We start from the raw sequence: 26,109 nt of genomic DNA on the forward strand, positions 1-26,109 counted from the left end.
TTTCGCCTTGATCGGCGCGAATTGCGGCGCAAGCCGCGGCCTTGATTGGTTAGCGGTTGGTGAAGCGCCGACCAAGCAATAGAGCGGTTTCCCAAACCCGTCCTTCAGCGTTTTGTGGAAAGCTGGCGCCGGCCGAGAATCCGTCGGCGGGGGCTGCTGCAAGCATGTTTGAAATCTGGCGTCAGTTCCGCCGCGACAGGCGCGGCAACTATGCTCTCATGACGGCTGTGGCGATGGTGCCGCTGATGGGCGGCCTGGCGATCGCCGTCGATTTCACGGAAATGAACCGTGAAAAGCAGATGGTGATGAACGCGCTCGACGCCGCCAACTTCGCCACGGCCCGCCGGCTGACGGAAGGCGCCACCGACGATCAGCTGAGAGCCTACGCGTTCGACTTTTTCAACGCCAATTTGAACAGCATCGATCCCGCCAAGGCGACGCTCAATCTCACATTGCCCAGCAGCACCGCTGGCGGCGGAACAATGAAGATTTGCAGCACCTTGACCTACGATCCTTATTTCCTGCCGACGGCGAAGATACTGCTCGGCGGCACCGGCGAAACCGATATCGGTTTCACTGCATGCTCGGAAGTACGGCTGAAAAATACGCTGGAGGTTGCCTTGGTGCTCGACAATTCCGGATCGATGGTCACGCCCGGCACCGGCTCAGGACAAATGCGCATCGATCTGCTCAAAACAGCGGCCAAGCAACTGGTCGACACGCTTGCCCAGCAGGCCGCGATGATCAAGCAGGTCGACAGGCCGGTGCAATTCGGCCTCGTGCCCTTTGCCGCCTCCGTCAATGTCGGCCCCGGCAACGGCAACGCCTCGTGGATGGACACCGAGGGTCTGTCGCCGGTATCGAACGAGAATTTCGACTGGTCGACGCTGAACGGCGCCAACAAATACGCCCAGCAGACCAACGGCATCTGGTACAAGCGCGGCACCGGCTGGGGAACCGAGGAAGGCCAGATGCTGACCCGGTTTTCGCTTTATCGCGACATGAAGGTCGTCACCAACCACGAGCGTATCGTCAATAGCAAGCGCGTGGTCTGCGACGCATACAATTCGAACAACACCTGCAAAAGCAGCCACAACGAATATGACTATGTCGACTCCTACGGTCCGTTCGCCAGTTGGCAAGGCTGCGTCGAGGCACGGCCCTACCCTTACAATATCAACGACGCCACGCCGTCCGGTGGCTCGGCCAACACCGGCATCGGCGTCGGCGATCCGGCAACGATGTTCGTGCCGATGTTCGCGCCCGACGAACCCGGCAATCACTGGAAACTCACCCAGGACCCCGACGAGGCCGCACCGGTAACTTATGGTGCCATCAACAGCTGGTGGAACGACGATCCATCAAGCAGCAGCGGCCAATCGCGGCTGCGCAACATGGCCAAATATTTCCAGCCGCGGCCGATCGATGCGCCGGCACTGCCTGCCGGCAACGGGCCGAATTACAGCTGCACCACCAACCCGATCACGCCGCTGACCGATGTCAGCGTCGCCGACGGGCTCACCTCGATCAAGGCGGCGATCGACCTGATGCAGCCGAATGGCGGCACCAATGTTCCCGAGGGCATGGCCTGGGGCTGGCGGGTGGTCTCGAGCGGAGAGCCGTTCACGCAAGGGCGCCCGGAAGCCGAAAGAGGCAACGACAAGGTGGTGATCGTGCTGACCGACGGCGCCAACACCTATTATACGCCATCCTCGCTGGGCTATTCCGACCCCGCCAATTCGAAATCGACCTATGCGTCCTTCGGCTACCTCAACCCCGGCTACAACGGCACCTCGGTCGGCCGCCTGTTCATGGGCACATCGAGCGCCATCGGTCAGTTCGACTATTCGAACGGCAACTACACCAATGCCCTCAACGAGCAGATGGCCACGCTCTGCAACAACGCCAAGGCAGCCAACATCATGGTGATGACGGTGGCGCTCGATCTGTCGACGACCAAGGCCAGCGACAAGCTGGCGATCGATGCGCTGAAATCCTGCTCGTCGAATTCACGCTTCCGCAAGGATGCGACGGATCCGAGCAAACCGGCGAAGCTGTTCTGGAATGCGACCGGCGCCAGCCTGGCAAACGATTTCAAGGAAATCGGCAACGAGCTGTCGAACCTGCGCGTCGTCGGCTAACCCGAGTTCCTTCCCCTGGCGCAACGCCCGGCGCCGTCAAGCCCTTGCGGGCGGCTGCCGTGACAGGCACAGATTGGCCGCTCGCATGGTCTCTCATCCATCGCGGCAGGCTGGGGAACGAACAATGCCCGATACCGCCAACCATCTCGCCTTCGCGCTGGTCTGCCTCGGCATGGTGCTGACGCCGGGTCCGAACATGATCTATCTGATCTCGCGCTCACTGTCGCAAGGGCCGAAGGCCGGACTGATCTCGCTTGGCGGCGTTGCGGTCGGATTCCTGTTCTACGTGCTGTCGGCCGCGTTCGGCATCACGGCGCTGCTGATCGCGGTGCCCTATGCCTATGACGTGCTGCGCTTTGCCGGCGTACTCTACCTCTTGTGGCTGGCCTGGCAGGCCGTGAAACCGGGCGGACGCTCGCCATTCCAGGTGCGCGATCTGCCGAAGGACCGGCCGCGCAAGCTGTTCGCCATGGGATTGATGACCAATCTGCTCAATCCCAAGGTGGCCGTTCTCTATCTGTCGCTGCTGCCGCAGTTCATCAGCCCCGGCAAGGGCCATGTCCTGTCGCAGCTTCTGGTGCTGGGCGCGACGCAGATATCGATCAGCCTCAGCGTCAACGCCGTCATCGCGCTGACGGCCGGCTCGATCGCCACCTTCCTCGCCGGACGCCCGCTGTGGCTGGTCATCCAGCGCTGGATGATGGGAACCGTGCTGACGGCGCTGGCGCTGAAGATGGCGACCGACGCGCAGCGCTGAAGCGTCACATCGGCCGGCGCGGCGGCCGGATCTGGGCCGGCTCGACCACCTTGCGGTAGAGATGCCAGGTCGCGTGGCCGAGGATCGGCATGACGACGGCGAGACCGGCAAACAGCGGGATCGAGCCGATCACCAGCAGCACCGCGACGATGAGGCCCCATAGCGCCATCTGCAGCGGATTTGCCATGACCGCGCGCGCCGAGGTCTCTATCGCCGAAACGGCGCCGACATCCCGATCGAGCAGAAGCGGAAAAGCAACGACCGTGGTCGCCAGCACGACCACCGCGAAAACCAGGCCGGCCGCGTTGCCGAGAAGGATCAGCCTCCAGCCCTTGCTGGTCGTCAGCACATCGCGCAGGAAGGCCCCGACCGAAGCCGGCGGCTCGCCGCCGAAAAGGCTGGTGTAGATCGACTGCGCCGTGAACAGCCACAACAGGAACAGCGCGAACAGCATGATTCCGATAACCGCTATCGAGGGCAGCGCCGATGAATGGCGAACATCGAGCGCATGCCGCCAGTTGGTGTTCATGCCGAGCTCGCGCCGGCGGCTGATCTCATAGAGTCCGATCGCGGCGAACGGCCCGACCAGGGCAAAGCCCGACATCAAGGGATAGACGAGCTGGATGGCGTTGGAGCCGGACGTCCACTGCGTCAGGATCAGGCCGGCGACTGGATAGATCAGGCACAGGAACACGTAATGCGAGGGCTTGGCCCAGAAGTCATCGGCGCCAAGTCTGAGCGCGTCCCAGAGGTCCGCCGTGGAAATGCGGCGGACCGCTGGTTGCACATGCATCCCGTACGCGTCCGCCATGACATGAAAGCCGGCCATAACCTTCCTCCGTTTTTCTCGGGGGGCGGTCACCGCCTAGGGTGGCTGCCCGTAGCTGCCACTTCAAGAACGCTGACATAATAGCCGATCTTCCCGGGATTGTCGCCGCGTCTCATAAGGTTTGCTGAGCGGTCATCGTCTGGCGAACCACTGAGTTCATTTTAGAATCCATGCATTTTAGCTATTGCTTAAATTACTCGTAGAGACCCAGAGCGTATCACCTGAGCTTTACAAAGGTTGGCGAGGGGCGATGTTCACGTTGAAGGGCTTCTGGTCTTGCGAACGAGGCAATTTCGCCATGGCGACCGCCGTAGCCTTGCTGCCGATAATGGCAGTCGTCGCCGGCACCCTCGACCTGACGGGCACGAGCGATGACGCCGCGCAACTGCAGAACTCGCTGGACGCGGCTGGCCTTGCCGTCGGCACCAAATACCTGCCCAGCATGAGCGCGAGCGATGTCCAGGGGCTTGGGCTGACATTCTTCGCAGCCAATTTGAGCATTGCCGACCAGCAGGAATATTCAGACAGCGTTTCCGCCTTTTCGGCCACCGCCAGCGGCGATCCGAGCGCCTATTACATCTCGCTGTCGTCCGGCATCAACCGTCCGAGCTTCATCAATGGCGCTGCCCCCTGGCCAGCTCACCGGTCGGCAACGGTCAAGATGCACCCGGGCGCGCAGGCCTGCGTGCTGGCGCTCGATCCGCATGCGTCGGCGGCGGTGAGCCTGCAAGGCTCGACCGATGTCGCCATGAGCAACTGCGTGATCGCGGCAAACTCGGACGCGTCCGACGCCGTCAGCAGGGGCGGTTCCGCGCAGGTCTCGGCGGGCTGCGTATCGGCCGTCGGCGGCACTTCCGGGCTTTCTCCGCCCGCTGCCAATCTCACCTGCGGCGCGCCGCTCGAACATCAATATGCGTCCTTCGATCCCCTGGCCGACATCGTCCCTCCCCCCTACACACTTTGCCTGCCGGTGCCGAACGGCAAAACCTACACGCTGTCGCCCGGCACCTATTGCGACAAGACATTGTCAGGAAACATCACGCTCAACCCGGGCGTCTACATCTTGCGCGGCGTCACCCTGAAGCCGGGCGGGAACGGAAGCCTGAGCGGCCAGGGCGTAACCATATTCCTCACGGAAGGGGCACAGATCATTATAAACGCCAATGAAAAGGTGAACCTTTCCCCGCCCACCAGCGGGCCTTACGCCGGCATCACCATCTTCCAGAGCCGCGGGAACATTTCGGCCCTGACCCTGAATGGCGGCGCAAATTCCGCGATCAGCGGATTCGTCTATGCGCCTGACGCGGCCGTTTCGTTTGCCGGCAATTCGGACATGAGTGGTCAGGGGGACTGCCTGAGGCTTGTTGGCTTGACCGTGCAGATGACAGGCAACTCTTCCATCAAGACCGACTGCACGGCGGTGTTCGGAAATCGAGAGATGTACTCCAGCCGCCTCATCACGCTTGTGAACTAGGGGCCGCTTCGATCGAGATTTTTAACCGCCTGCCCGGCAAAAGCCATGATCGCGACCGAGTCAGGCACGCATGACCACTTCAAAAATCGATTGCGACCAGATCGCGAACTTGAACAGGCGCAGCTGGCTCAAGGCGGCTGGGCTCAAGGCGGCTGGCCTGGCGGCCTTGCTTGGGCTTGCCGCCTGCAGCACCGTCTCGCTGCCGACAGGGCAAGGCGCCGGGGTTTCCTCCTCGGCAACCGGCACGCTGGCAAGCCTGCGCGCCACGGCCGGGCGCGGCCCGCTGACCCCGGACGCGCAGTTGGAGCAAGCAGCATTGCAGCAGGCCGGCTACATGGCGCAGCGTGAAAACATGAGCCACACCACCGGCTGGGGCGAGGATTTCGCCTCGCGCATGAGGGACAATGGCGTACACGGTGCCGCGGCCGAGAACATCGCGGCCGGCCGCTTCGACCAACAGAAGCTGTTCGATATCTGGATGCACTCGCAGGGACACCGGCGCAACATACTCGATCCGGACTTCAGCCGCTTCGGACTTGCCTATGTCCGTGACGGCCGCGACCCCAACCTGCGCTACTGGTCGCTGGTGCTCGGCAGGTAGCAAAGACATCGCCGGCAGCGGACATCCGCTGACGAGCAGCCGCTACATCAGTCCATATGAGCGGCAGGCGCGCCGCCGGCCGGCGCTGTTTTCGGCTTGCGCAGCAGGAAGACGAACGGGATGGCGGCCAGCGTCATGATCATCAGGATTTTGAAGTCGTTGACGTAGGAGATCATCATCGCCTGCAGATTGACCATTCGGTCGACCTGCGACAGTGCCGTCGGGTCGCCGCCGGCGGCTGCTGGCGAGACCGCCCAGAGATTGGGATTGAACGGGTTGATGAAGGTCGAAAGCTCGGCGTGGTTGATCTGGGTGTTGCGCACCAGCAGCACGGTCACGACCGACACGCCGATCGACGAGCCAAGATTTCGCACCAGGCTGAACAGCGAGGTTGCATCGGTGCGGTAGCGGGCGTCGAGCGTGGCGAAGGCAACCGTCGACAGCGGCACGAACACCATGCCCATGCCGAGGCCCTGGATCACGCCGGAGCTGAGGATCAGCCAGTTATCCATCTGCGGGGTGAAGCTTGCCATGGTGTAGAGCGACTGCGCGGTCAGGAGGAAACCGATGACGACGAGAATCCTGGCATCGACCTTGCCCATGATGCGCCCGACGACGAGCATCGAAATCATGGTGCCGACACCGCGCGGCCCGATGACGATGCCGATGGTGACCGTCGGATAGCCGAAGATGGTCGACAGCATCGGCGGCAGCAGCGACATCGAGGCCAGGATCAGTACGCCCATGACGAAGATGAACGCCAGCCCGGTGACGAAATTGCGATCGAGGAAAATCTTCGGATCGATAAACGGATGTTCCGATGTCATCGTGTGGATGATGAACACCCAGAAGCCGGTGAGCGAAAGACCGAGCTCGATCCATATCTCGACCGAGGAAAACCAGTCAACCTCGCCACCGCGATCGAGCATCAGCTGCAGGGCGCCGACGCCGAGCGATATCATGGCAAAGCCGAAGAAATCGAAGCTGCGCACCCGCCGGGCGACCGCCGGCAAATAGGCCGCCATGCCAAGAAAGGCGACGATGCCGACCGGCAGGTTGATGAAGAACACCCAGCGCCAGTTGAAATTCTCGGTCAGCCAGCCGCCGAGCGTGGGGCCGAGGATCGGTCCCAGCATGATGCCGGCGCCCCATATGGCCATCGCCTGACCATGGCGCTCCTTGGGGTTGATGTCGAGCAGGAAGGTCTGCGACAGCGGCACGATCGCGGCGCCGAACACACCTTGCATCAGCCGGAAAAGCACGATGGTTTCCAGGCTCCACGCCAGGCCGCACAACATCGAGAAGATGGTGAAGCCGACCACCGCCGTCAGGAACAGCTCCTTGCGGCCGAAACGGTCGGCGAGCCAGCCGGTGACAGGCGTCATGATGGCGGCGGCGACGATGTAGGAGGTCAGCACCCAGTTGATGTTGTCGGGCGAGGCGCCGAGATCGCCGGTCATGGTCGGCAGCGCGACGTTGGCGATGGTGGTGTCGAGCGCCTGCATGACCGTCGCCAGCATGAGCGCGACCGTGATCAGGCCACGATGCGGCACTTCTTTGAATGGTTCGGACGTGCTCATGGCGCAGAACTTCCAGAAGGTAACAGAAACGTGTACAACGGGTTTCCGGGCGGCAAAGCCTTCCGTTGAGAGACCTTCGTCGCGGTGGGACGCGATTATCGATGTGGGGGTTACATCGACTGAAAGTCTCTGATGAGCGGATGCCTGCCGCCCGGAAACCTGAGGACCGACAGGTCCGTGTCGAAGTTTTCAGATTTTGGACCGCAGCCACGCGGCTCGGCCCAAACGCTGATCCTTCCCACCCCTCCCGTCAGACCAATCCTTCAACTCGCTTTCACCCGCCCGGTCTCCGCGGGCTTCTGCCGACTACTTCGCGGGCTCGCCGGCCGTAGCGTGACCGAAGATCGACGGCCAGCCACGCGCGACGCCCGTATCGACCGTAACAGAGGCGCTCATGCCGGTGCGCAGCGCCACCTTGGCGTCGGGGTCGGTCAGTTCCAGGCGCACCGGGATGCGCTGGGTGACCTTGACCCAGTTGCCGGTGGCGTTCTGGGCGGGCAGCAGCGAGAAGTCCGCGCCGGTGCCGGCACCGATAGCCCTGACCGTCGCCTCGAAGGTCCTGCCCGGATAGGTATCGACCACGATCTCCGCCTTCTGGCCCGGCTTCATGTTGGTCAGTTGGGTTTCCTTGAAATTGGCGTCGACCCAGGTGTCGCCGGTCTCGACCAGCGCAAACAACGGTGTGCCGGAGCCGACATACTGGCCGACCTTGAAGGACGCGGCTTGATAGACGACACCATCGGCAGGCGCCTTCACGGTGGTCTGCTCCAGATCATAGGCAGCCTTGTCGCGCGCCGCGAGCGCCGACATCACCGTCGGATGCTTGTCGGTTTCGATGTCGGGGTTGCCGCCGAGTGCCGCCTTGGCGCTGATGATGCCTTGCTCGGCAACAGCCAGTTGCTGCCTGGCTTTGTCGAGATCGTTCTTGGCCTGATCCAGCGACGACTTGGCGTTGATGCCCTTCTGGGCAAGATCGGCGGCGCGATCGAATTGAGACTGCGCATAGTCGACCTCGCTGGCAGCGGACTTCTGCTGCGACTGCGCCTGGCTATAGGCCGCGCGCAACTGCTCGACATTGAGACGCGCGGTAGCGACCGCGGCGTCCGCCTGGGCGAGCGCGATCCGGTAGGGCTCGGGGTCGATGGCGAACAGGAGATCGCCCTGCTTGACCGTCTGGTTGTCCGTTATGGCGACCTGGACGATACGACCGGCCGTGTCAGAGGCGATCGACACCTTGGCCTGCTGCAGATTGGCGTTTTCCGTTTCCTGGTAGCGCCCGCCCGTCACCCAGACATAGCCGCCGCCGATGATCAATGCCGCCGGCAAGGCGAACATCAAGAAGAAGCGGCCGAAGCGGCGCTTCTTCTTCGGCGCCGGCGCGGGTTGCACTGGAGGAGCGACCGCGACCGGGGCTGATGCCGGCTGGACCGGCGCTTCCATCTCCACCTTGGGAGCGTTTTCTTCTACCTTGGCTACCGCGTTCATGCTGCCGCACCTTCCGCACTCTTGATCTTTTCAAGCGACGAAGCTTCGCTGTCCGTCAGATTTTGCACGATTACATCCAGCGCCCGGATCAGGATGCGCCGGTCTTCCGGCGAAACGCCGCTGAGCGATTCCTCATAGACCTCGCCAGCAAGGCTCTTGACGTCCGCATAGGCCGCATTCGCCTTCTCGGTCGGGAAGATCATGCGCACGCGCCGGTCGGTCGCGTCGGAGCGGCGTTCGATCCAGCCGCCCTCCTCCATCCGATCGACCAGGCGTGAAACGCTGATCGGCTCGATTTCGAGCAGTTCGGCGAGCCGCGCCTGTGCAACGCCCGCCTCCTTGGCAACGCGGACCAGAAGCCGCCATTGCGCCGAAGACAGGCCGAGCCCGCTGGCGCGCGCCTCGAAGCGCTTGCGCATCAGGCGTTGCACGTCGTGGATCAAAAATCCCAATCTATCGATGCCATCTGAAACCATGAGCGATACATATAATAAGCGTGCTTACTATTCAAGATGCCACTTCGCTATGAAAGCCGGCAAATGCGGATGGCGGAAACAGGCGTGTGGTCAATCGCTGTCGCGCGCGACCAGTTCCAGCGGCCAGACCTCCCTGATGGTCTGCGGCCCCGTGGGCCCGGCGAAAGCCGGCAGCGAGGCGAGCAGGATTTCGCCGAGCCGCCGTCCCATCGGCTCCAATGCCGGGCGGAAAGCGGTCAGCGCCGGGGAGAAATAGCGGCAGAGCGGCGTATCGACGATGACCATCACCGCGATGCCCTGGCCGGGCATGATCCCCATCTCGGCAAGCGCCTTGCAGCCGCCGAGCGCCATCGCGTCATTGTTGAAGATGATCGCTGTCGGCGGATCCTTCGAGCGCATGACTTGCGGCGTCACGGCGTAGCCGCCGGCTTCGTTGATGAAGCCGTCGGCGATCAGCTCGGGATCGATGTCGATGCCGTGCCGCCGCAGCGCCTTGCGATAGCCATCAAGAAACAGATAGCCGAAGTTGAGGTCGAGCGACGGCCGGATGGCGGCGATGCGGCGGTGGCCGCGTGCAACCAGGCGGTCGACTGCGTCGGCGCCCGCCTTCTCGAAATCGAGGTCGAGCGAGGGATAGGTCTCGTCACCGGACTGGCTTCGGCCGAGCGTCGCAAAGGGAAAGCCGGCCCTGCTGAGATAGTCGATGCGATCGTCCTCACGCCGGGTCCAGGCCAGCAGCACGGCATCGGCGCGGCGTGTCTCGACGACCCGTCGCAGGCGCTCCTGCTGATAGTCGGCGGGCGCGCCCATGACGATGATCAGGTCGAGCCCGTGCTCGGCCAGTGCCGCTTGCAACCCGCTCAGGAACGGAATGAAAAACGGCTCGCCATATTGCTGATCACCCGGGTGGGGCTGCAGCATGAACGCGACGGCATGCGTGGTGCCCCGGCGCAGGTTCCTGCCCGACTGGTTGGGTGAATAGTTGAGTAGGCGCGCCGCATCGAGCACGCGCTGCCGCGTCTCGGCATTGACATCGGCGCGCCCATTGAGCGCCCGCGACACCGTGCCGATCGAAATATTCAAATGACGCGCAAGATCGTGAATGCTGGATGCCAAGACCAATCCCCTCCGTTCCCGCTAACATTAGCGGACCTTGCGGCCAAGGCCACTCAGACGAACGGCCCACAAATCCGGTTGACATTCTACGCCTTCGGGTGTGTCATCGTAAACGTTTACGGAAGAACCGTGAATGCCAACCGGGAGGGGTTGGCGGAGGAGCGCCGGATGCTGCATGTCGTCCTGGTCGGGTGCGGAGCCATGAGCAAAACGTGGCTCGAGGCCGCCCGTCAGTCCCCTGAAATCAGGATTGCCGGTCTCGTCGACCTCGACGCCGACAGGGCACGCCAGCGGGCCCGCGAATACGAACTCGCCGGGGCGGCGATCGGCACCGATCTCGACGTCATTCTGGATCAGACCAAAGCCGATGCGGTATTCGATGTGGTCGTTCCGGCCGCCCGCCGCGAGGTGGCCAATTCGGCCTTTGCCCATCACTGTCACCTGCTGACGGAAAAGCCCCTCGCCGACAGTCCGGCCAACGCCCGCGCCATCGTCGACGCCGCGCGGCGCGCCGGCCGCGTCCACGCCGTCGTTCAGAACCGCCGCTATGTCGCCAATGTCCGGCGCATCCGCCGCTTTCTGGATTCAGGCGCCATCGGCGCGCCGACCAGCATCCACGCGGATTTTTTCGTGGCGCCGCACTTTGGCGGTTTTCGCGAAGAGATGCGCCACGTGCTGTTGCTCGACATGGCGATCCACACCTTCGATGCCGCTCGCTACATGGTCAACGGCGAACCTGCCGATGTCTATTGCCAGGAATGGGAGCCGGCCAATTCCTGGTATCGGCAAGGGTCGTCGGCAAGCGCCACTTTCGGGCTCGGCCGAAACAGGATGTTCACCTATCGGGGCAGCTGGTGCGCCGACGGCTTTCGCACCAGTTGGGAGGGCAGCTGGCGTATCGTCGGTGAACGCGGCAGCCTGATCTGGGACGGCCATGACGAGGTGAAGGCGGAAGTCGTGCTGCCGGAGCGCGAAGGCCTGATCGACAAGGTCGGGCTGGTGACGGTGCCTCCCCTCGATCCGTCCGACCGTATCGGCGGGCATCTCGGCGTCATTGCCGACTTCGTGCAAGCCGTGGAAACCGGCACCGCGCCGGAGACACGGGGCTCGGACAACATCAAGAGCCTTGCCATGGTCTTCGCGGCGATCGAGAGCGCCGAGACCGGTCGTCGCGTGAACATCGCATCGCAGGAGGGATGACCATGCCGAACCCGCTTCTCGACATCAGGATCGGCACCATGGTGCGGGCCAATCTCGAAGACCCGGCCGCCTATATCAGGCAAATCCTGCCGCTCGGCTTCGAGAGCATCCAGCCCTTTTTCTGGCAGACGCTCGGCGGCAAGGATCTGCCGCGGCTCGCCGGAGAGATTGAAGAGGCGATTGGCGGTGCCGACGTCACCGTCAGTTCGATCGGCGTGTTCGGCAATCCGCTCGAGAGCGGCGACACCGACCGCGGCGTACTCGAGGCCTGGAAAACGGTGATCGACAACGCCCATCTGTTCGGCACCAGGCTGGTCAGCGGTTTTACCGGCCGCATCCGCGGGAAACCGCTGACCGACAGCCTGCCGCGCTATCGCGAGGTCTGGGGCGAACTGGCCAGACGCGCCGCCGACAAGGGCGTGCGCATCGCCTTCGAGAATTGCGCCATGGACGGCAATTGGGCCGGCGGAGACTGGAACATCGCCCACAATCCGGATGCCTGGGAGCTGATGTTCAACGAATTGCCCAACGACAATCTCGGTCTCGAATGGGAGCCCTGCCACCAACTCGTCTACCTGATCGATCCGATGCCGCAGATCCGCAAATGGGCGCATCGCATCTTTCATGTCCACGGCAAGGACGCCACGGTGCGCTGGGACGTCATCCGCGAGAACGGCGTGTTCGGCCGCCTGCCCTTCGTGCAGATGCGCACGCCCGGCTTCGGCGACAGCGACTGGACCAGGGTGATCAGTGAACTCAGGCTGGCCGGGTACAAGGGCGCCATCGACATCGAAGGCTGGCACGACCCGGTCTATCGCGGCGACCTCGAGATCACGGGGCAGGCACGCGCCCTGCAGTATCTCAAACTATGCCGGGGAGGTGCGAGCTACCTGCCAAATCCGGCGTGACGATCGGTCGGCGGGAGGAGCCGGCCGCAAGTGGCATTGCCAAAGCAATCGTTCAAAGGCCCCTCGGCTGACGAGGAAAACAATGGGAGGAACGTGCATGAGCATCGCGAACAGGACGACACTTCTGCGCACGGCCGTCGTGGCGGCGGCCACGGCGCTTACCGCCGCAATCTTCACCTTGCCGGCGCAGGCGCTCGACGCCCAATGGTGCAAGGACGTCCACATCCGCTTCTTCGTCGGCGGCGCCGAGGGCGACGCCTTCGGCACCATCGTCTACAATGGCGCCAAGCAGGCGGCGGCAGATCTCGGACCCAAGGTCGACTACATCTTCTCCCAGTGGGACGCGGAGAAGATGGTGCAGCAATTGCGCGAAGCGGTCGCGGTCAAGCCCCAGGGCATCGCCATGATGGGCCATCCGGGCGACGCCGCGATCATGCCGCTCGCCGACGAGGCCCATAAGGAGGGCATCAAGATGATGTACCAGAACGTCCCGGTGCCGAAGGTGACGGCGGCGTTCGGTGGCGGCTATATCGGCGCGCAGCAGGAACAGCAGGGCCGCGCACTTGGCGCCGAAGCGTTCAAGCTCGGTAAGCTGAAGGCCGGCGACAAGGCGATCATGATCGGCCCGTTCGAGAACGAGAGCCGCGGCGCACGCGAGCGCGGCACGGTGGCGGCCTTGAAGGAGGCGGGCGTCGAAGTCATCCAGCTGTCGTCGCCGCCGAGCGGCGAATGGGCTTCCGACCCCAATCTGGCGATACCGGTGCTTACGGCAGCGCTGCTCAACAATCCCGATGTCAAGGCCGTCGGCTATCCCGGCGGACAGATGCTCGGCAATGTCGCCACCTACATGCAGGCAGCTGGCAGAAAGCCTGGCGACATCTTCAACTTCGGCTTCGACACCAGCCCGCAGATCGTCGAGGGCTTCAAGGGGGGCTGGGTGCAACTGACGGCCGACCAGCAGCCATTCCTGCAGGGCTATCTGCCGATCCTCAGCCTGTGCCAGCAGGTGGTGCTGGGTCTGGCGCCGATGAACGTCGACACCGGCGCCGGTTTCGTCACGCCCGAAAATTACGAGATCGTCGCAGAACTCGCCAAGCAGGCGCTGCGCTGACCTCCCAAGCCGCCGGCCGGGATCAGGCCCCGGCCGGCGGGGCCGCTGGCGAGAAGGCTGGCGCCAGACAATCAAGCGAGGATGCGATGGCCGAACGTCTCATAGAACTGCGCGATATCGCTAAGTCCTACGGCCATGTCTACGCACTTGGCGGGGTCAATCTCAGCGTCGATCGCGGCGAGGTGGTCGGCCTCATCGGCGACAACGGCGCCGGCAAGTCGACGCTGATCAAGATCCTCTCCGGTGTGGTCAAGCCGACCAGCGGCGAGATTCTCATCCGCGGCAAGCCGGTGACCGGATGGAATGCGGCACGTTCGCGCGAGGCCGGCATCGAAACGGTGTTCCAGGACCGGGCGCTGGCCGTGCAGCAGACGATCGTCCGCAACATCTTCATGGGCCGCGAACTCACCGGCCCTTTCGGCTGGCTGAAGGTCGGCAAGGAAATCGAGGAGGCGAGCCGGCTGATGCGCGAGATCGGCTTCACCTCGAAAGTGTTCACGCCGCATTCGATCGTCGGCCAGCTTTCGGGCGGTGAACGCCAGGGCGTGGCGATCGCGCGCGCGATCTACAAGCAGGCGGAACTGATCGTCCTCGACGAGCCGACGACGGCGCTGTCTCTGACCGAGACCGCCAAGGTCTTCCATTTCGTGCGCCAGGTGCGGGCGAGCGGCCGCTCGATCCTGTTCATCGGCCATAACATCCATCATGTCTTCGACATCGCCGATCGCTTCGTGGTGCTGGATCGCGGCAAGGTCGCGCTCACCGCCGATCGCAGCGAGGTCAAGTCGGCCGAAGACCTCATCAACTTCATGGAAGACGTCGCCCATCCGGGCGGGTTGGCCGGGCTGCACGACACCGGCGACGCGGAGCAGAGAGCACGATGAGCAAGACCATGGAGCCCGATCTGCATGAGCCGTCGGCCGGCATTTCCCGCCAAGGCAGTTCCCAGAACGAGTGGAAACACCCGTCCGATCACTGGATGCGCGGCTTCATCCTTGACAACCGCGCGTCGCTTGGCACGCTCGGCGTGTTCGTCGTCATGATGGCGGTCTTCATGATCGCCAACCCGACGGTCTTCACAACCTGGTATCTCTACAGCGCCGTGCTCACCACGCTTCCCGTGGCGCTGTTCGTGGTCGTGCCGTTGGTCTTCGTCGTCACCTGCGGCGAGATCGACCTGTCGTTTCCCGCGACGATGGGTTTTGCCTCCTGGGTCTTCGCGCTGGTGGTGCAGGCGGGCTACGATCCGTTCCTCGGCATTGCGGCGGCGCTGGTCACCGGCACGCTGCTCGGCTTCCTCGTCGGGTCGCTGGTGGTCTATGGCGGGCTGTCGTCGCTGATCGCCACGCTCGGCATGAATTTCCTGCTGCGCGGCCTGATCCAGATCATCAATGAGGGCAGATCGACTTCGCTGACCAGCCTTGCCGACAGCTGGGCCTACAGGATCTTCTCCAGCCAGGTCCTGGGCATTCCGGTGCAGATCTTCTGGGCCATAGCCTTCGTCGTCCTTTCGGCGATGCTATATAACCGCCACCGCTTCGGCGCGCAGGTGAAGGTGGTCGGTGACAATCCCGACAGTGCCCAGCAGATGGGCATCGACGTCAAGCGCGTGCGGGTGAAAGTGTTCGTCTTCGTCGGCATCGGGGCCGCGATCGCCGGCACGTTCTCGGTAATGATCAACTTCACCTGGTGGCCAACCGCCGGCGACGGTTATCTCTTGCCGGTGCTGGCCTCGGTGTTCGTCGGCGGCACGCCGACCTGGGGTGGCATCGGCACCGTGGCCGGCGGCGCGATCGGCGCCGTCACGGTGTCGTTTATCCAAACCGGCGTCGTGGCGGCTGGGCTCAGCGGCTTCTACGTCCAGTTCTTCAACGGGCTGATCATCATCCTTTCGCTGCTTGGCCACAAATGGAACCAGGCGCGTTACCGCTGAACCAGCCGGCCGTTCAACGGCGATTGCCGGCCATCCGAGCCAACGATAGACGACAGGCCGCGCGGACGACACCGCGCGGGCCCGATCGCTATTTGCGCGATGCGCAATTTCGATCAAGCTGGCCGGGCAACGAGGCGCCAGAGTGAGGACGCCACATGCGAGGAACACATGAACCCGACCGAGAAGGCGCTATGGTTTGTCGAAAGCCACCTGCCGGAGGCTGTTACGCTCGACGACGTGGCCCAAAGCAGCGGCGTATCGCGCTTTCATGTGACGCGCGCCTTCGGCGCCGCCACCGGCCGCTCCGTCATGGGTTACATGCGCTCGCGCCGGCTGACCGAGGCGGCGCGCAGGCTGGCCGGCGGGGCGCCCGACATCCTGTGCGTCGCGCTCGACGCCGGCTACAACTCGCATGAGGCATTCACCCGGGCCTTCCGCGACCAGTTCGGCACCACGCCGGAACTGGTGCGCGCGCAAGGTTCGACTGAGACCCTCGACCTCGTGGAGCCCATCCTGATGGACAATTCGCTTTTGACCACACTTGAACCACCGCGCTTCGAGACCAGCCGGCCATTCCTCATCGCCGGACTGGGCGAGCGCTACAGTTGTGAGTCCAGCGCCGGCATTCCAATGCAATGGCAGCGCTTCGCTCCCCATATCGGCCACATCCCCGGGCAAGTGGCCGGCGTTTTCTACGGCGTCTGCCTCAACGGCGACGATGCCGGCAATTTCGATTATGTCGTCGGCGTCGAGGTGCGCGACTTCGCCGATCTGCCGAAGGAGTTCCAACGGGTGCGGGTGCCGGCGCAGAGACACGCCGTTTTCACGCATCGCGAACACATCTCGACCATCCGGCGAACGATCAATACGATCTGGAACAGCTGGCTGCCGGCATCCGGCCATGAGGTTGCCGATGCGCCGGAATTCGAGCGCTACGGGCCTGAATTCGATGCCCACACCGGCAATGGCGGGCTGGAGATCTGGGTGCCCGTCAAGGCATGACGCGCTGCTACAGCTCCAGTTCCCAGTTCTGGCCGACCAGATCCTTGCCGAAGGAATGGTGAGGCTCTTCCTCGATCAGCCTGAAACCGGCCGCCTGGTAGATGTGCCGGGCGGCGGTCAGAATATCGTTGGTCCATAGAGTCAGCGTCCTGTACCCCCTGGCGCGGGCAAAGCCGATGCATTCCTCGACCAGGCGCTTGCCGATGCCGAGCCCCCGTGCCGAAGGTTCGACATAGAGCAGCCTGAGCTTGGCCACCTGATCCGACTTGCGCACGACGAAGACCGAGCCGACGACCTCGCCTTCGCGCTCGGCGATCCAGCCGCGCTCCCATTTCGGATCGTAGGATTTTACGAACGCCGCGAGGATTTCGGCGACCAGCGCCTCATAGGTTTCGTCCCAGCCATAATCCTGCGCGTAGAGCATGCCTTGCCGACGGATGATCCAGCCGATGTCGCCGACCTGCGGCGGCCGCAGCAGATAAGGGATTTTGGGCTCTGCACCGGCGTCCAGCAGACGCTGCACGGTCCGCATGGACTTGACCAGCCGGTCCTGCTCCGACGCAGGCAGACGATCGAGCAGCGCCGCGACCTGATCGTGCGAACCCTGGTTCAGCGGCGCGAAGGCGTTCCTGCCCGCCGGCGTCAGCGCGATCGACGATTGCCGAGCGTCCGAAGTCAGCGTGGCCCTGGAGATGAGGTGAAGGCGCTCGAACTTCTTCAGCAAACGGCTGACATAGCCGGCGTCGAGACCGAGGTCGCGCCCGAGATCGGTCGCGGTCAGTCCGTCACGATGCGCCAGTTCGTAGAGCACGCGTGCCTCGGTCAGCGAGAAGGCGCTCTTCAGCAGCCCTTCATCGAGCAGTCCGATCTGGCGGGTGTAGAAGCGGTTGAACGCCCGCACCGCATCGATCAGGCCCTTGTTGGGCGCAGCCTTGTCTGGCTGATGGTGGATTGTCATTCGAGTCATCTCCTGCTGGCACAGGATCGATCATTTACTTGACGGAGTCAGCCATTAGGGAAGGCGCCCGAGATGCTTACAGCATCGGCAACACCGGCCAGCGGTCGACGATCCTGCCACCGGAAAGCACCGCGATCGGTCCGAAGTGCTGCAGCACGGCCTCGCTCTGCGTGGGCCGCAGGAACGCATAGTCGCCGGGCCTGACGACGGCCTGGGCGAGCAGACCCATGAATTGCTGGTTGGAAGACAGGTCAAGCAGGCCGTTTGTCGTCATGCCTTCGGGAAACACCGGTTCGGCCATCCACTTGCCGCCATAGAGATAGCAGCCCTTGCGCGGAAACCGGCCCAGCGCCTGCAGCAGGCGCGAGACCGCCGGCGGGCCAGGCAGCATCGGCTCGACCACTTTCAGGATTGGCGTCGCGATGAAGGCCGCCGGCTGGAAGCCCTCAAGGCCGGGCGTGTCGAAATCGACGGGCAGCACGAAGGCCGAGCCCATCGACACTTCATTGGCGATGCCGCCATGATGAAGCAGCGCGGTCTTGCTGCCGCCAATGTTCAGGACATGGCGCTGGTCGGCGCCGAGGCGCGCGACGAAAGCGGCGGCCTGTTCGGAGGCTTGCGCCAACGCCTTGGCCGGTCCACCGAACAGGCCGGGTATGTGCGGCGCATGCGCCTCATAGGCCATGACGCCTTCGCAGCGCAGCCCTTTGTGGGTAGGCAGCGCATTCAGCGCCCGCGACAGGGCCGCCGGTTCGGCAAAGCCGCCGCGATGCAGTCCGACATCGATTTCGAAAGCGATGCGCAATTCGGCGCCGAGTTCGTCGGCGAGCGCGCCATATTCCGCCAGTCTCTCCTGTGTATCGATCAGCCAGCAGACCCGCGACCAAGCCACGTCGCCTCTGCAAAGCACCGCCCTGGCCGCGCCAACCGGCATCGGTTTGCCGTACAGCAGATCCGCATCCGGGAACGCCTTCAGCACCGCCTCGGTGATCGGCGGATGGAAGGTCATGAGGCGGTGGGTTCCAAGCGCCTTGCCGATATGGGAGAGCAGCGGGAGGCAAGCGAGCGACTTGTCGACCAAACGGACGGCAAGACTGGGGTCAAGCCGCTTCTTCACCAGGGCAATGTTGCCATCCAGCCGATCGAGGTCGAGCAGCAGGCAGGGTTGGAAAATGTCCGCCTCTCTCAGCGCATCCGAAAGCGTGGCGAAATACGCCTTCATGGCTGGATGCCGAAAGAACTGGGTTCGATGCCGAACAGGTCGGCCATATAGGGCGAGACGAAGCGGTTTTGCGGATCGATGTCGCGGCGCACCGCCATCGCATCGTCCCAGCGCGGATAGAGCTTTTTCAGGTCGGCCGCTTTCAGGCTGTGCATCTTGCCCCAGTGCGGCCTGCCGCCATATCTGCGGAAGATCGGCTCGGCCGCGCGCATGAACGGCAACGGATCGTTCGCCGCGTCATGGTGGATGGCGATGGAACAGGTGAGCCTTTTGTGGAAAGGGGAGAGCCAGAATTCATCCGATGCCACCGACCGCACTTCCATCGGGAAATAGACTTCCGGAAAATGCTTCTCGGTCAGTTCGATGATCTCGGCCAGCGCCTTCGGCCCCTCCTCGAACGGAAGGTGATATTCCATTTCGTTGAACCTGGTCTGCCGGTCGCTGGCATAGACGTTGAGCCAGTCCTGCACGTAATCCTCGGCCGGCACCTTGGCGACCGCGCCCAGGATCAGCCTGCGGCGCAGCGACGGCAGCCAGGCAAGCCCGGTGCGCAGGCGGCGCAGCGTGCGCAGGGAGCCCTCGTCATCGTCGGTCGGGCGCGGAGTGGTCGCCTCGGTGCTGAAGTCGCTGGCGATGAACTGCGCGTAGCCTGAAAATGGGATGTAGTAGAATTCGGCCGACCGGTGCTCGCTCATCATCGTTTCGAAATCGCGCAGCATGTCGGCTATCGGCAGCACCCATTTGCGGCGCCGCAGCCGGTAGGTCGCGATGTTGTTCAACGTCACTTCGCTGAGCACACCGAAGGCGCCAAGCGCAACGCCGATCGCATGGATCGTTTCCTGATCCCCTTCCCGCTTGAAGTCGCGGACCTTGCCAAGCCCGTCGACGATCTGCACCGTTTCCAGCTGTGTGTGATACGCGCCCAGCGTCGGCCCCGAGCCATGGGTGGCCGTGCCCAGGGCGCCGCCTATCGCTTGGCGGTCGATGTCGCCCATATTGGGCAGGCCCTGGCCGATGCCTTGCAGCATGTGCATGAGCGGACCAAGCCGCGTCCCTGCCCGCACACGCGCCTGATGTCTTTTCGCGTCATGCGCAACCAGCCCTTCCAGCTTCTCCAGCGACAGGATGGTGCCTTGGGACTTCACCAATGGCGTGAAGGAGTGACCGGCGCCGACGACGCGGACCGGGCCGGGTGCGGTGCGAATGAGATCGCCGAGTTCGCCGGCATCTGCCGGACTGGCAAGCAGCCGCGGCTCGGCGGTGACAAAGCCGGACCAGTTGCTCCAGCTGTTCGACATGGGGCTCACGCAATCGCGCGGCGACGCCGCGCCGCCAGGACAAACAGGCCGAGCAACGCCACGCTGGCGACAGCACTTGCGGCGGCGAACTCGGGAACCGGGCGAAACTCCTTGCCGTCGATGAGCAGCGACGCCGCGACCGGTCCGATCGCCAGGCCGAAAAGCTGGGCGGCCGGCACCAGCAGCACGGCGGTGCGGGTCTCGTCGGCGGTGATCGCCAGCCGGATCTGGTAGGGCACGATGAACAGCAGGATAAAACCCATGATCAGGGCGACGACCCAGAACATCGTGAGGCCGGGCCCGCTGGCAAGCACGAGCGAGGCGACAAGCGCGACGAGGCCGATCGCCGTGATGGCAAGCCGATAGTCGATGCGCGCCTCGAACACGGTCGCCGTCATCGCGCCCAGCACCTGCGCCGCGAGGCTGGCCGAGACGATCAGCCCGACGGTGCGGCCATCGATGCCGAATTGGGCGCCAAGCGGCTCCAGAAAGGCCCATACGGCGCCGAAGAACATGAAGTAGCAGAAGACCGATAACAGCGCGGTGATCGAGGAAGCCGTCAGCACATTGGCGAGGTTTTCGTCCTTCGGCAGATCGGCATAATCGGCGGGGACAGCAAAGGCGACCACCAGCGACGCGACGCAGACGACGGCAAGAACGAGGAAGCCGCCCGCCGACCCGGCGGCTGGAATGACATAGAGCGCCAGCACCAGGGCAAGAGCGCATTGCGCCAGGGTCTGCATGGTGACGAAATAGCCGCCGATGCGTTCGGCGCGCCGCGAACGGGCAATCAGTTCGGTGGCGACCGCGACAAGGCCGCCTTCGGCAAGGCCGGCCAGCGCGCGGGCCGCCATCAGCGTGTTGGCGCCGGCGGCATAGGCGGTCCACACATTGGCCAGCGCCAAGAGCAGCAGGAGGACGGCACTTTTCCAGCGCATGTTGTGGGCGGAAAGCAGCATCGCGACGATCGCCGAACCAATCGCGATGGCGATCATCTCGGCGGTGGCGACCAACGCCAGTTCGTCGCCGCTGACATGGCCCTCGGTATAGAGGGCGCCGAGCAGGACGGGCTGCAGACCGAGAATGAGCAGGCCGACCGACCCGATCCACAGGGCCGAGGCGAGCTGCCCGCCGCTGGGATTGCCGACCAGCCAGTCGCCTTCGCCCTGAAGATCAGCGCTTGTCGAAGCCATAGGCGCCTCCCAACGTCCTTGCCGCACGGCAAAAAAGCTGACACTCTGTCAGTATTTCAGAAACTGATACTTGATCATATTTCTTGTCAACCGGAATTTGGGAACTCGTGCGAAAGATCGGTGCATGACGCAAGCAAGTCGAACGATCACCGAGCCCAGGCGCAGGCCCAAGCAGGAGCGCAGCCGCGAGCGCATCGACGCCATCCTGTCGACCACCATGCGGCTGATCGGCGAGAAGGGCATCGATGCCGTCACCATGAAGGAGGTCGGCATGCTGGCGGGCGGGCCGATCGCCACCGTCTACCACTACTTCCCCAACAAGTCGGCGATCCTGGCGATGCTCTATGAGCGATTCTCGGAGGTCAGCCGGTCGCGATTGACGGCGATCGTCGCCGATGTCCGCGAAGCCAAGGACGTCATCGCCGCGTCCGACCGGCTGCTTGACGACTACCTCAGCCGGGTCGCCGGCGATCCGGCCATCCAGGATCTGCAGAACGCCATCCAGGCCGACAAGGCGCTGAAGAATCTCGACATCGCCGAAACCCGGCATCAGGCCAAGATGTTCTGCGACCACGTCATCGCCTTGCTCGAGCCGGAAAAGCACGAGCAATTCGAACGCATGGTTCTGCTGATCTTCCAGCTCGCCGGCGGCGTTGTGCGCCTGGCGCTTGCGCAGGGCGAAGCGGAAAGCCGCCGGACCATCGAGGATTACCGATCGATCATCCACACCCAGTTGCGGCTGTTTCTTTAGCGACCGGCAACCGGGGACCTTATCTCGCCCGGCGGATGAGGCCTTCGAAACCATCGGCCAGGTCGGAAGCGCCGGCCGCGAACATCTTCACCAGGTTCTGCGGGCGGCCGGGCGTCTTGTTGGCATCGAGGAGAACAGCCCTGCCCTCATGCATGACGAAATCGAATTTTCCATAGTCGAAGCCGAGTTCACGCCGCCGTTCGCGCAGTTCGTCGGGAACAGCGGCGGGCTCGCGCCGGATCGTTTCCGATGCCTTGACCAGGCTGTTTGGCGAGACGTAGCGGGTGCAGCGCTCGCGCTCTCCGCAAAACACCCAGAAGCGCACCGCAAAGCCGTCAGGTTCTTTTTCCGGGATGAACTTTTCCACGACCAGATCATCGCGATCGAGGACGCCATCGGGAACGTCGTCCCGGGATTGGTAGACCTCGTAGGACGGCATGGCTGGCACGTGCGCAAAGGGTGCCGGTTGGCCGGCACGCCTCGACCGCCGATTGAGCCGTGTCTCCGGAATGCCCTGGTTGTTGAGATTGCTTTTGATGATGACCGGGCCCAGCCAGCCGTCGCCCTCGGCCAGAAGCGCTCCGCTTACCCGCCGTTTCGATATGTCGGCGGCCCCGACATTGAGGCATAAGGGAAAACTCCGCGCATATTCGAGATAATCTGCCGGTGTCGTTGTCGCATCGACGTGCAGAACCGCGACATCGGCGCTGGATTGTCCGGAGAGGCCAGGCTGAATCCGGACCGAATGGCCCCGCCTCTTCAGGTCCTCGAGAATATCGAAAAGCATGTAACGGCTATTCCGGCGCAGCAGAAGGCCGCGGCGACCCAGAAACCGGTCATGCTCATGCGTTATGACAATGATGCGCGCCACCAGCTAACCTCTTGGCTTCCATCCCCACTTCCATTAAGCGGCTCTAATCAATCAATGCCAGACTTTCCTGGGCTCCAACGGGTCTGCATGACGAATCATTGGGACAGTTATCATCGGCACTGGAAGCTCCTGGACGCCCCGCTCCGGCCGACGCCGGAAACCGTCGGCATATTCGAGCGCGAACTCGATCTCGGAAATGCCGATGTACTTCTGCTTGGGGTGACACCTGAACTGGCGGTTCTAGGCAGATCGATGTTGGCGATCGATCAATCGGCTGCCATGATTTCCGGCGTATGGGCCGGCGACAACATCTCGCGAAGGGCGATGGCCGGCAACTGGCTTGACCTCCCGGTCGAGCGGGAATGTTTCGACGCGGTCATCGGCGACGGCTGCCTGTCGGCGGTCGATACCAAGGCCGCGCGCGGTTCGCTGTTCGGTGAAATCGCAAGGGTGCTAAAGCCTGGCCGGCGTGCGGCGATCCGCGTGTTTGCTCGGCCGGAAACCGCGGATGACCTGCGCGGCATCGAAGCTCTGGTCCTGGCCGGCGGAATCGAGAATTTCCACGCGCTCAAATGGCGGATAGCCATGGCGTGCACGACCGGCGACTGCGACAGCAGCGTCGATGTGCAAGCAATCCGTGCGGCATTCGACAAGCTGTTTCCGAATCGGGAGGCCCTTGCCGCATGCACCGGATGGAGTATGGCATCCATCAACACGATCGACGTCTATGCGGGCTCCGAAACGAAGTACAGCTTCGCGACGCTGGCCATGCTGGAGGATGAGGCGCGCGGTTGGTTCGACCAGGTGCGCGTCGTGCCAAGCGGCAGTTATCCCCTGGCGGAACGTTGTCCGCTCCTGGTGCTCGGTTCGGCCAAGCTTCGATAAGTCATCGCCATCCTACCAAGAGGCGCTCCGCGCGCCTTGACTCTGGCAGGTCGGCGGCCTATTTCAGCGCCACGTTAGCACTCGCCTTTGGTGAGTGCTAACTATGTGTCCGGCGCCGCCGGACGGAGGAACTGTTTCTCACCGTTCTCATCGAGGAAGAAAAAATGGCAAAGTCGAAGTTCCGCCCGCTTCATGACCGCGTGGTCGTTCGCCGGGTCGAATCCGAATCCAAGACCGCTGGCGGGATCATCATCCCGGATACGGCGAAGGAAAAGCCGCAGGAAGGCGAGATCATCGCCGTCGGCTCCGGCGCTCGTGACGAAGCTGGCAAGCTGGTCCCGCTGGACGTCAAGGCCGGCGACCGCATCCTGTTCGGCAAGTGGTCGGGCACCGAAGTCAAGCTCAATGGCGAAGACCTTCTGATCATGAAGGAATCCGACATCATGGGCATCATCGGCTGATTATCGGCCTCACCCTCAACTTGAATTTTTCGGGCTCTATCCGAGCCCCTGCCAGGAGCTAAAACATGGCTGCCAAAGACGTAAAATTCTCTCGCGATGCCCGTGAGCGCATGCTGCGCGGCGTCAACATCCTCGCCGACGCGGTGAAGGTCACGCTCGGTCCCAAGGGCCGCAACGTCGTCATCGACAAGTCGTTCGGCGCCCCGCGCATCACCAAGGACGGCGTCACCGTCGCCAAGGAAATCGAGCTTGAAGACAAGTTCGAGAACATGGGCGCGCAGATGGTCCGCGAAGTTGCTTCGAAGACCAACGACATCGCCGGCGACGGCACCACGACCGCGACCGTTTTGGCGCAGTCGATCGTCCAGGAAGGCCACAAGTCGGTTGCGGCCGGCATGAACCCGATGGACCTGAAGCGCGGCATCGATCTGGCCGTCACCGAAGTGGTCGCTGCTCTCGGCAAGGCCGCCAAGAAGATCAAGACCTCCGAGGAAGTTGCCCAGGTCGGCACGATCTCGGCCAATGGCGACGAGTCGGTCGGCAAGATGATCGCGGAAGCGATGCAGAAGGTTGGCAACGAAGGCGTCATCACGGTTGAGGAAGCCAAGACCGCCGAGACCGAACTCGAAGTCGTCGAAGGCATGCAGTTCGACCGCGGCTATCTCTCGCCCTATTTCGTGACCAACGCCGACAAGATGGTTGCCGAGCTGGAGGACGTCTACATCCTCCTGCACGAGAAGAAGCTCTCCAACCTGCAGGCGATGCTGCCGGTCCTCGAAGCCGTCGTGCAGACCTCGAAGCCGCTGCTCATCATCTCGGAAGACGTCGAAGGCGAGGCGCTCGCCACGCTGGTCGTCAACAAGCTGCGTGGTGGCCTGAAGATCGCCGCCGTCAAGGCGCCGGGCTTCGGTGATCGCCGCAAGGCCATGCTGGAAGACATCGCCATCCTGACCGGTGGCCAGGTCATTTCGGAAGACCTCGGCATCAAGCTCGAGAATGTCGGCCTCAACATGCTCGGCCGTGCCAAGAAGGTGTCGATCTCCAAGGAGAACACCACGATCGTCGACGGCGCCGGTAAGAAAGCCGAGATCCAGGGCCGCGTCGCCCAGATCAAGCAGCAGATCGAGGAGACCACCTCGGACTACGACAAGGAGAAGCTGCAGGAACGTCTGGCGAAGCTCGCCGGCGGCGTTGCGGTGATCCGCGTCGGCGGTGCGACGGAAGTCGAAGTCAAGGAAAAGAAGGACCGCGTCGATGACGCCCTCAACGCGACCCGCGCGGCCGTGGAAGAAGGCATCGTTGCTGGCGGTGGCGTTGCCCTGCTGCGCGCTTCGGCCAACATCAAGGTGACAGGCGTCAACGCCGACCAGGCCGCCGGCATCAACATCGTTCGTCGTGCGCTGCAGGCTCCGGCCCGCCAGATCGCGGCCAACGCTGGTGCGGAAGCCTCGATCGTTGCCGGCAAGATCCTTGAGAACAAGGGCGCGACCTTCGGCTACAACGCCCAGACCGGCGAATATGGCGACATGATCGTCATGGGTATCGTCGATCCGGTCAAGGTCGTGCGCACGGCCCTCCAGGACGCGGCCTCGGTCGCCGGCCTGCTCGTCACCACCGAAGCCATGATCGCCGAAGCTCCGAAGAAGGATTCGGCTGGCGGCGGCATGCCTGGCGGCATGGGCGGCGGCGGCATGGGCGGCATGGGCGGCATGGACTTCTAAGAAGTCCATAAAGCACGCCCATGAATCCAAGTTGCTCAAGCCCGCAAGCGGGCTTGAGTGGCGGCATGGACTTCTAAGAAGTCCATAAAGCACGCCCATGAATCCAAGTTGCTCAAGCCCGCAAGCGGGCTTGAGT

The 26,109-nt window shown here is 63.4% G+C and carries 24 protein-coding genes; 14 read left to right on the forward strand and 10 right to left on the reverse strand.

The annotated features are described in order from the left end of the window. Positions 1–164: 164 nt before the first annotated feature. Positions 165–2,141 (forward strand): TadE/TadG family type IV pilus assembly protein, encoded by a 1,977-nt coding sequence (locus FJ943_RS09505; RefSeq protein WP_181174524.1) that lies wholly within the window; start codon positions 165–167, stop codon positions 2,139–2,141. 124 nt (positions 2,142–2,265) lie between these two features. Next, entirely contained in the window at positions 2,266–2,898 is a 633-nt protein-coding gene (locus FJ943_RS09510; RefSeq protein WP_015318367.1) for a LysE family translocator, read from the forward strand. Positions 2,899–2,902: 4 nt separating this feature from the next. Here FJ943_RS09510 and FJ943_RS09515 read toward each other — a convergent pair whose 3' ends face one another. Continuing rightward, positions 2,903–3,727 (reverse strand): DUF2189 domain-containing protein, encoded by an 825-nt coding sequence (locus FJ943_RS09515; RefSeq protein ID WP_140617139.1) that lies wholly within the window; start codon positions 3,725–3,727, stop codon positions 2,903–2,905. A 250-nt stretch (positions 3,728–3,977) separates the two neighbouring features. On the opposite strand from FJ943_RS09515, the gene FJ943_RS09520 reads away from it, so the two are divergent. Both FJ943_RS09520 and FJ943_RS09525 read left to right on the forward strand, forming a co-directional pair. Beyond that, entirely contained in the window at positions 3,978–5,201 is a 1,224-nt protein-coding gene (locus tag FJ943_RS09520; protein ID WP_140721029.1) for a pilus assembly protein TadG-related protein, read from the forward strand. Between the two features lie 70 nt (positions 5,202–5,271). Continuing rightward, positions 5,272–5,802 carry a CAP domain-containing protein gene (locus FJ943_RS09525; protein ID WP_181174525.1) on the forward strand — a complete coding sequence of 177 codons (531 nt, stop codon included), beginning with the start codon at positions 5,272–5,274 and terminating at the stop codon, positions 5,800–5,802. A 47-nt stretch (positions 5,803–5,849) separates the two neighbouring features. Here the strand turns inward: FJ943_RS09525 and FJ943_RS09530 are convergent, their stop codons facing one another. The 4 genes from FJ943_RS09530 to FJ943_RS09545 all read right to left on the reverse strand — a co-directional run bounded on the left by FJ943_RS09530 (position 5,850) and on the right by FJ943_RS09545 (position 10,459). Next, positions 5,850–7,382, reverse strand: a complete 1,533-nt coding sequence (locus FJ943_RS09530; RefSeq protein WP_140617140.1) for a DHA2 family efflux MFS transporter permease subunit — start codon at positions 7,380–7,382, stop codon at positions 5,850–5,852. A gap of 306 nt (positions 7,383–7,688) precedes the next feature. Continuing rightward, entirely contained in the window at positions 7,689–8,867 is a 1,179-nt protein-coding gene (locus FJ943_RS09535; protein ID WP_140720942.1) for an HlyD family secretion protein, read from the reverse strand. Beyond that, entirely contained in the window at positions 8,864–9,343 is a 480-nt protein-coding gene (locus FJ943_RS09540) for a MarR family transcriptional regulator (RefSeq protein WP_015318373.1), read from the reverse strand. The genes FJ943_RS09535 and FJ943_RS09540 overlap by 4 nt, the downstream gene beginning before the upstream one ends. A gap of 90 nt (positions 9,344–9,433) precedes the next feature. Beyond that, positions 9,434–10,459 (reverse strand): LacI family DNA-binding transcriptional regulator, encoded by a 1,026-nt coding sequence (locus tag FJ943_RS09545; RefSeq protein ID WP_140720945.1) that lies wholly within the window; start codon positions 10,457–10,459, stop codon positions 9,434–9,436. Positions 10,460–10,627: 168 nt separating this feature from the next. Between FJ943_RS09545 and FJ943_RS09550 the strand changes: the two genes are divergently transcribed. From FJ943_RS09550 to FJ943_RS09575, 6 genes are all read left to right on the forward strand, one after another. Then, positions 10,628–11,659 (forward strand): Gfo/Idh/MocA family oxidoreductase, encoded by a 1,032-nt coding sequence (locus tag FJ943_RS09550; RefSeq protein WP_140720948.1) that lies wholly within the window; start codon positions 10,628–10,630, stop codon positions 11,657–11,659. A 2-nt stretch (positions 11,660–11,661) separates the two neighbouring features. Then, positions 11,662–12,567: a sugar phosphate isomerase/epimerase gene (locus FJ943_RS09555; RefSeq protein WP_181174526.1), complete on the forward strand. Its 906-nt coding sequence runs from the start codon at positions 11,662–11,664 to the stop codon at positions 12,565–12,567. A gap of 97 nt (positions 12,568–12,664) precedes the next feature. Continuing rightward, positions 12,665–13,678: a substrate-binding domain-containing protein gene (locus tag FJ943_RS09560; protein WP_140720953.1), complete on the forward strand. Its 1,014-nt coding sequence runs from the start codon at positions 12,665–12,667 to the stop codon at positions 13,676–13,678. 86 nt (positions 13,679–13,764) lie between these two features. After that, on the forward strand, positions 13,765–14,562 hold the full coding sequence (locus FJ943_RS09565) for an ATP-binding cassette domain-containing protein (RefSeq protein WP_015318378.1): 798 nt from the start codon (positions 13,765–13,767) through the stop codon (positions 14,560–14,562). Then, a complete protein-coding gene (locus tag FJ943_RS09570) occupies positions 14,559–15,611 on the forward strand; it encodes an ABC transporter permease (protein ID WP_140661869.1) in 1,053 nt (350 codons plus the stop codon). The genes FJ943_RS09565 and FJ943_RS09570 overlap by 4 nt, the downstream gene beginning before the upstream one ends. 168 nt (positions 15,612–15,779) lie before the next feature. Continuing rightward, positions 15,780–16,613, forward strand: coding sequence for an AraC family transcriptional regulator (locus FJ943_RS09575; protein ID WP_140720956.1), 834 nt, complete (start codon positions 15,780–15,782; stop codon positions 16,611–16,613). 7 nt (positions 16,614–16,620) lie between these two features. On the opposite strand, the gene FJ943_RS09580 is transcribed toward FJ943_RS09575, so the two are convergent. The 4 genes from FJ943_RS09580 to FJ943_RS09595 form a co-directional block, all read right to left on the reverse strand. Continuing rightward, positions 16,621–17,571, reverse strand: a complete 951-nt coding sequence (locus tag FJ943_RS09580) for a helix-turn-helix domain-containing GNAT family N-acetyltransferase (protein WP_140720959.1) — start codon at positions 17,569–17,571, stop codon at positions 16,621–16,623. Positions 17,572–17,647: 76 nt separating this feature from the next. Next, entirely contained in the window at positions 17,648–18,793 is a 1,146-nt protein-coding gene (locus FJ943_RS09585) for an alanine racemase (protein ID WP_140720962.1), read from the reverse strand. Beyond that, positions 18,790–20,091: a D-arabinono-1,4-lactone oxidase gene (locus tag FJ943_RS09590; protein WP_140720965.1), complete on the reverse strand. Its 1,302-nt coding sequence runs from the start codon at positions 20,089–20,091 to the stop codon at positions 18,790–18,792. The genes FJ943_RS09585 and FJ943_RS09590 overlap by 4 nt, the downstream gene beginning before the upstream one ends. A gap of 5 nt (positions 20,092–20,096) precedes the next feature. After that, positions 20,097–21,284, reverse strand: coding sequence for an MFS transporter (locus FJ943_RS09595; RefSeq protein WP_140717617.1), 1,188 nt, complete (start codon positions 21,282–21,284; stop codon positions 20,097–20,099). A 124-nt stretch (positions 21,285–21,408) separates the two neighbouring features. Between FJ943_RS09595 and FJ943_RS09600 the strand changes: the two genes are divergently transcribed. Further along, on the forward strand, positions 21,409–22,035 hold the full coding sequence (locus tag FJ943_RS09600; protein WP_140720968.1) for a TetR/AcrR family transcriptional regulator: 627 nt from the start codon (positions 21,409–21,411) through the stop codon (positions 22,033–22,035). Positions 22,036–22,054: 19 nt separating this feature from the next. On the opposite strand, the gene FJ943_RS09605 is transcribed toward FJ943_RS09600, so the two are convergent. Then, on the reverse strand, positions 22,055–22,822 hold the full coding sequence (locus FJ943_RS09605) for a hypothetical protein (protein WP_224530089.1): 768 nt from the start codon (positions 22,820–22,822) through the stop codon (positions 22,055–22,057). Here FJ943_RS09605 and FJ943_RS09610 point away from each other — a divergent pair. From FJ943_RS09610 to groL, 3 genes are all read left to right on the forward strand, one after another. Beyond that, a complete protein-coding gene (locus tag FJ943_RS09610; RefSeq protein ID WP_224594115.1) occupies positions 22,781–23,791 on the forward strand; it encodes a class I SAM-dependent methyltransferase in 1,011 nt (336 codons plus the stop codon). The two genes, FJ943_RS09605 and FJ943_RS09610, sit on opposite strands and share 42 nt — an antisense overlap. A 164-nt stretch (positions 23,792–23,955) precedes the next feature. Continuing rightward, positions 23,956–24,252, forward strand: coding sequence for a co-chaperone GroES (groES, locus tag FJ943_RS09615; RefSeq protein WP_006203049.1), 297 nt, complete (start codon positions 23,956–23,958; stop codon positions 24,250–24,252). Positions 24,253–24,317: 65 nt separating this feature from the next. Next, positions 24,318–25,973 (forward strand): chaperonin GroEL, encoded by a 1,656-nt coding sequence (groL, locus tag FJ943_RS09620; protein ID WP_015318388.1) that lies wholly within the window; start codon positions 24,318–24,320, stop codon positions 25,971–25,973. The last annotated feature ends 136 nt before the right edge of the window (positions 25,974–26,109 follow it).

Source organism: Mesorhizobium sp. B2-3-10 (genome assembly GCF_006442275.1).
Classification (GTDB): Bacteria; Pseudomonadota; Alphaproteobacteria; order Rhizobiales; family Rhizobiaceae; genus Mesorhizobium; species Mesorhizobium australicum.